We start from the raw sequence: 5926 nt of genomic DNA on the forward strand, positions 1-5926 counted from the left end.
GCGGGCCGCCACCGACACCAGGGCGCGGACCGGCCCGCGCAGCAGCGAGTCGATCTTGACGAACACCCGGCCGGGACCGGCGGCGGCCCAGGCCCGCGCCAGCCGGTCGCCGGCCACAGCCGGGTCGAGCCGGCGGGTGTCGGTGTCGAGCACCTGCTGCGGGGCGTCGTCGGGCCGGGTGGGCAGGCCGAGGTGGACCGGGGTGCCGGGGCCGAGCAGGGCGGCGGACTCGACGGCACCGGACAGGTCGTCGGCCAGCACGCGCAGCGGGCCCGGCAGCGCCATCGCTCCTCCTCCGTGGGTGACGGGGGCAGTGTGCCACAATGGTGCGCGATCTGCGCAGCCCGCTGCGTGCACCGCGCAACAGTGGGGTGTGCACGGCGGCTGCGACGCCGCCCGGAGGAGGACCCGCATGCCCACCGCCACCCTGCCGTCGGTCACCCTGCCCGGGGTCGCCGTCCCGCTCAGCCGGGTGGGGCTGGGCACCATGTCGTTCGGCGACACCGTCGGGGCCGCCGAGGCGGAGACGCTGTTCGAGACGGCGGTCGAGGCGGGGATCACGGTGGTCGACACCGCCAACGGCTACGCCGGCGGGGAGAGCGAGCGGCTGCTCGGCCCGTGGGTGCGCCGCCGGCGCGACCAGCTGGTGCTCGCCACCAAGGCCGGCATCCCGCACCCCGACGCCGAGGGCGCCGCGCCGCTCTCGGCGTCCGCGCTGCGCCGCTGCCTGGAGGGCTCGCTGCGCCGGCTCGGGGTCGATTCGGTCGACCTGTTCTACCTGCACCAGCCCGACCGGAGCACGCCGCTGGCCGAGACGCTGGGGGCGGTCGCCGAGCTGCACGCCGAGGGCAGGCTCGGCGCGCTGGGGGTGTCGAACTACGCGGCCTGGCAGGTGCAGGACGTGCTCGCCGCCGCCCGGGCCGCGGGCGCGCCGGCCCCGGTGGCGGGGCAGAACGTCTACAACCTGCTGGCCCGGCGGATCGAGGACGAGTGGCTGGAGTTCGCCGCCGTCCACGGCGTGCACACGATGGTCTACAACCCGCTGGCCGGCGGCCTGCTCGGACGGCGCCCGGGGGCGGGGGAGCAGCCGAGCCGGTTCGGCCGCTCCCGGCTGGCGGCGATGTACAGCGACCGCTACCTGCGCGACGACCTGGTCGCGGCCGCCACCGGGGTGGCCGACCTGGCCGAGGAGTCCGGGACGCCGATGGCCGAGCTCGCGCTGCGCTGGCTGCTCGGCCGCGACGGCGTGGACAGCGTGCTGCTCGGTGGCAGCAGGGTCAGCCACCTGCGGGCCAACCTGGACGCCCTCGCCCGCGGCCCGTTGCCGGCCGACCTGGCCGACCGGCTGGAGCAGCTGAGCGCCCCGCTCAAGGGCGCGATGCCGCCCTACCACCGCTGACCCCGGCGCGCCGGACGATCGAGGCGGATTGGGCCCGCTGTGCCAGCATGACGGCCATGGGCGTGCCGCGGAAGCTCCTCGACCCGGGGGAGCGGGAGATCGTGACGATGCGCACGCACGCCGCTGCGCTGTGGCGTCCGGTGGGGGCGCTGGTGGTGATCGCAGCGGTCGCCGGCTTCGCCATCGGGCTGATGCCGGACTCGATGATGCCGGTCGGGGCCTACGTGCTCGGCGGGCTCGCGCTGGCCGCCCTGGTGCCCACGACGCTGGTGCCCTTCACCCGCTGGCGCACGTCCACGTACACGCTGACCACCCGCCGGCTGCTGACCCGCACCGGGGTGCTGTCCCGCAACGGGCACAGCGTGCCGCTGGGCCGGATCACCGACATCCGCTGGGAGCGCAGCCTCGGCGACCGGCTGCTCGGCTCCGGCACCCTGATGGTGCACACCGACGCCGACGTCGAGCCGCTGGTGCTGCCCGACGTGCCGGAGGTGGTCGAGGTGCAGCGGATGCTGGAGGAGCTGGTCTTCGGCGCGCCGGAGGAAGAGCGCCGGCGATGAGCCCGGCGTCCGTCTGGCTGGAGGGCACCGGCGTCGAGCACGTCGGGGCGCTGGTGATGGACCGGCCGGAGGCGCTCAACGCGATCAGCACCGCCCAGGCCGAGGCGCTGGCCGACGGCTGCACACGGGCCGCCGGGGCCGGGCTGCGGGTGCTGCTGCTCACCTCGGCCGTGGACGGGGTGTTCTGCGTCGGCGCCGACCTCAAGGAGCGCGGGACGATGGACAGCGAGCAGCTGTTCGCCCAGCGCCCGGTGCTGCAGGCCGCCTTCGAGGCGGTCGCCGCCCTGCCGGTGCCGACCGTGGCGGTGGTCGACGGTCACGCTCTCGGCGGTGGGCTCGAGCTGGCGCTGCGCTGCGACCTGGTGGTGGCCGGCCCGCGGGCGAGCCTCGGGCTGCCGGAGGTGGGTGTCGGTCTGGTGCCCGGCGGTGGTGGCACCCAGCTGCTGCCGCGACGGGTCGGGCTCAACCGGGCGCTCGACCTGGTGCTGACCGGGCGCCGGGTCGGCGCGGAGGAGGCGGAGCGGATCGGTCTGGTCGACCGGGTGGCGGAGGACCCGCGGGCGGCGGCGCTGGAGCTCGCCGGCCAGATCGCCGCACGGTCGCCGCTGGCCGTGCGCGCGGCCCGCCGGGCCGTGCGCACCGGGTACGATCTGGCGCTCGACGAGGCGTTGCAGGTCGAGGACGCCGCCTGGCGCGAGGCAGCCGCCTCCGCGGACCGGGTCGAGGGGATCGAGGCCTTCGTGGCCCGACGGACGCCGTACTGGCCGAGCGGGGGAGACGCGCGATGACGGAGCAGCAGCTGCCGCAGCCGGTCGAGCTGCCGGTCGAGGAGCGGACGGGTCACGGCCGGCTCTCCACCCAGCTGGTGCGCTTCGTCCTCACCGGCGGGCTGTCGGCGGTGGTCGACTTCGGGCTGCTCAACCTGCTGATGCTGCTCGGTCTGGGCCACAGCCCGGCGAAGGCGCTCTCCTTCGTCGCCGGCACCACCACCGCCTACCTCATCAACCGCCGCTGGACCTTCCGCGCCGAGCCGTCCACCCGCCGCTTCGTCGCCGTGGTGCTGCTCTACGCCGCCACTTTCGCCCTGCAGGTCGGGCTGTTCACGCTGCTCTACCCCTGGCTGGACGGCCGGGGCCTGGCCGAGCTGTGGGTGCGGGTGGTCGCCTTCGTCATCGCGCAGGGTGTCGCCACCGCGGTGAACTTCGTCGTGCAGCGGGCGGTCATCTTCCGCCTGCGCTGATCCCCGACGGGCACCGAGCGTGCAGCTGACGTGCGCCTGACCCCGGGTGCTGCGAGCTCGCGCAGGGGCGCTGCCGTCGCCCCGCCACCTCACGACGGCCCTCTGGCGTCGCCGGTCACTCGCGCGGTGTCCCACAGCCGGCGGGCGTCGGGCCCGCGTCCGAGGGCGGTGGTGCCGGTGCTGGTGACGAGGTAGTGGTGTCCGGTGGGGGTGCGCCAGAGGTGGTGTCCGGGGACGGGTTGGCGGACGGCGAAGCCGCCGTGGGTCTTGGGGTTGTGCTCGGTGCGGCTGAGCGGGCCGAGGTTGTCGACGGCGGTCTGGTGGGTGCCGGGTGGGGCGTCGTGGTCGAAGGGGACCGTGTGGTCGAGGTCCATGGTGGGGCTGGTGCTGCTGGACCAGGGGAAGACCGAGGCGGGGTGGCGGGTGCGGACGGCGAGACGGATGCGGTGGGGGATCTCGTAGCTGTCGACGGCGGCGACCTCGGCGGGGTCGATGACGGGCTGGATGGTGACCCGGGCGCCGGTCGCGCGGAGGTGCTCGGTGAGCTGGTCGAGGGTGAGCGGGCTCCCGTGGCGGTGCTCGGGGCGGACGAGTCGGGGCGAGGTCGGCGGCTGCTGTCCGAGCGAGCCCGGGGGCACGTTGGCTCCTGCTCCTTCCCTGTTGCGGTGCCCACTGCTGTCGTCAGGTTCAGAGTCGGCGAGGTGGTAGACGAGGGTCGTCTTGGGGGCGCCGGCCTTCCAGGCGCGAGCGATCCAGCGGGTGAGGTCGATACCTGCTGCGGGCAGGCTGGTGGTGAGGGCGGTGAGGTCGCGTTCCAGCCCGCCGGGGTCGCCCGGGTCGCCGGGTCCGGGTGTGTAGCGCCCGCTCCAACGCGGTGGGTGTAGTCCGGGTGGGGGTGGGACGATCCGCTCGGGCGGGTCGGGCTCTGCGGGTTCGCAGTTGAGCTGGGGCTCGTGCTGCTGGGCAGCGCTCGGAGCCGAGTCATCGTCTTGGGCCAGTGCCCCGGTGGAGGTGGCCCAGTCAACCTGCGAGGAGGAGTCCGGCCGCTCGCGGTCGGCCCGGGTGGGTGTCGTGCTGCACCCGAACCGCTCGGGGTCAGGCTGGTCAGCATGCGCAGGCAGCTGCTCGGGTGGGTCGGGTTCGGCGGGTTCGGGCGGAAGCGGCCGGTCCGGGTCGGGGGAACATGGGCCGGCGACGATCGTCTTGGCGGGGCGGGTGAGGCCGTGGTCGACGTGGGTCGAGCTGGGCCCGGCGGGGTCGAGGCTGATCTCGCTCGGCCCCGCGGAGCCGACGGGCAGGCCCGCACCGGTCTGGTCCGAGCCGGCCGGGCGCTGCTGGTGGGGGTGGTGGCCGGCGAGGAGGGCGAGGGCTTGGAGGGGTCGGCCGAGGAGGCCGAGGGCGCGGGCGCGGCGTTGGCCGGCGGTGAGCTGGTCGCCGCCGGGTTGGTCGTTGAGGATGTCGGCCAGTCGGGTGGTGGTGGCGAGCAGGATCGCGGCGTCGCCGGCGTCGATGCGGGCGAGCACGGTGGCCAGGCCGTGCTCGTCGGGGCGGGCCCAGACCTCTTGGGTGGTGGCGGCGGCCTCGGCCCGGGCGGCGGCGGTGGCGGGGTCGGCTTCGAGGACGGCGGCGGTGAGGGCGGTGAGGAACCGGGCCGCGCTGAGCTGGGGTCCGGCCTCGGCCAGCCACTCGTCCACGGTGGCGGCCTGTGCAGGGGTGAGGTGGCGGGTGGCGGTGGCGGCTTTGCGGGCCAGCCACAACGGGATGTGCCCGGTGCGGGTGACGTGGTTCAGGTGGGGGAGTCGGTGGCGCAGGTCGAGGGCGTCGGCGAGGAGGCGGTGTCCGGCGGTGATGGAGAGCCGACGCAGCACGGCGAACTCCGCGATCGCATACACCGACACCAGTGGGGTGCCGGGGCCGCCGGTGCCGACCAGGCAGTCCCCGCCGACGGGCCGCGCCGCACTGGGTGGGGCTGGGGCGAGGGTGTCGGCGTGGTCGGTGGCGGCTTCGCGTTGGCGACGGCTCAACCGGCGGCCGGGGTGTGGGGCGGGGAAGCGGTCGGCCCAGGCGCAGGCGAGGTCGAGCACGGCTGCTTCGCAGCGGCGCACCACCAAGGTGTGCTCGGCGACCAGGTCTGACAACTCCGCGACCGGTAGTGCGCCGAGGTCAGCGGCCGCCGGTGCCGTGCTGCTGCCCGGGCTCGCGGACGCGCCGATGGTGGCGCGGAGGTCCCGCGCCACCTGGTCGTCCCTGGCTTGCAGCATGGTCTTCACGCTACGGCGGTCGACCGACCGAATCGAACACAGAAGCGAAACTTGTGGACAACGCTTCGACCTGCTTCTGTCCTGTGGACAACGACGACCGCTCGGTGCGTGCGCAGCCGGTCAGGCGAACCGCCCTGGAGGCGCCGACCTCCATCACCGGCTCTCGGTCGACGAGCACGGTGCACAGGGCCCGTGACAGCGGGCGGGTCGGAGCACCAGGCTGGGGGGCGTGGACCCCCGGTACCGCATCGGCGTGGTCGGTCTCGGACGGATGGGCCGGCGCCACCTGGACGCGCTCGCCACGCACCCGCGCTGGCGGGTCGCCTGGGCGTGCGACCCCGACCCCGACGCCCGGCGCCTCGCCGCCGCGGCCGTCCCCGGCGTCCTCCTGCTGGACGACGCCGACGCTGCCCTGGCCCGCGGCGACGTCGACGCGGTGGCGGTGGTGACCTCGGCCGGGGCCCGT

7 protein-coding genes are annotated in these 5926 nt (G+C 75.4%); 5 read left to right on the forward strand and 2 right to left on the reverse strand.

What is annotated here, in order from left to right:
* Positions 1 to 285: four-carbon acid sugar kinase family protein (locus tag DVA66_RS21370; RefSeq protein WP_198671846.1), on the reverse strand; the 285-nt coding region annotated here is incomplete at its 3' end.
* Positions 286 to 412: 127 nt separating this feature from the next.
* Here DVA66_RS21370 and DVA66_RS16140 point away from each other — a divergent pair.
* The 4 genes from DVA66_RS16140 to DVA66_RS16155 are packed head-to-tail and all read left to right on the forward strand — an operon-like array spanning position 413 to position 3199.
* Positions 413 to 1399, forward strand: coding sequence for an aldo/keto reductase (locus DVA66_RS16140; protein ID WP_114560995.1), 987 nt, complete (start codon positions 413 to 415; stop codon positions 1397 to 1399).
* A gap of 56 nt (positions 1400 to 1455) precedes the next feature.
* Entirely contained in the window at positions 1456 to 1959 is a 504-nt protein-coding gene (locus tag DVA66_RS16145; RefSeq protein WP_157974063.1) for a PH domain-containing protein, read from the forward strand.
* Complete coding sequence (locus DVA66_RS16150) at positions 1956 to 2747, forward strand: enoyl-CoA hydratase/isomerase family protein (protein ID WP_114560996.1); 792 nt, start codon at positions 1956 to 1958, stop codon at positions 2745 to 2747. Before DVA66_RS16145 ends, DVA66_RS16150 begins: the two co-directional genes overlap by 4 nt.
* Positions 2744 to 3199 carry a GtrA family protein gene (locus DVA66_RS16155; RefSeq protein ID WP_114560997.1) on the forward strand — a complete coding sequence of 152 codons (456 nt, stop codon included), beginning with the start codon at positions 2744 to 2746 and terminating at the stop codon, positions 3197 to 3199. The genes DVA66_RS16150 and DVA66_RS16155 overlap by 4 nt, the downstream gene beginning before the upstream one ends.
* Positions 3200 to 3288: 89 nt before the next feature.
* Here the strand turns inward: DVA66_RS16155 and DVA66_RS16160 are convergent, their stop codons facing one another.
* Positions 3289 to 5460, reverse strand: a complete 2172-nt coding sequence (locus DVA66_RS16160; RefSeq protein WP_157974064.1) for a DUF222 domain-containing protein — start codon at positions 5458 to 5460, stop codon at positions 3289 to 3291.
* A gap of 229 nt (positions 5461 to 5689) precedes the next feature.
* Here DVA66_RS16160 and DVA66_RS16165 point away from each other — a divergent pair.
* On the forward strand, positions 5690 to 5926 hold a 237-nt coding region (locus tag DVA66_RS16165; RefSeq protein ID WP_198671847.1), incomplete at its 3' end, for a Gfo/Idh/MocA family oxidoreductase.

This window comes from Desertihabitans aurantiacus (genome assembly GCF_003344635.1).
Classification (GTDB): domain Bacteria; phylum Actinomycetota; class Actinomycetes; order Propionibacteriales; family Propionibacteriaceae; genus Desertihabitans; species Desertihabitans aurantiacus.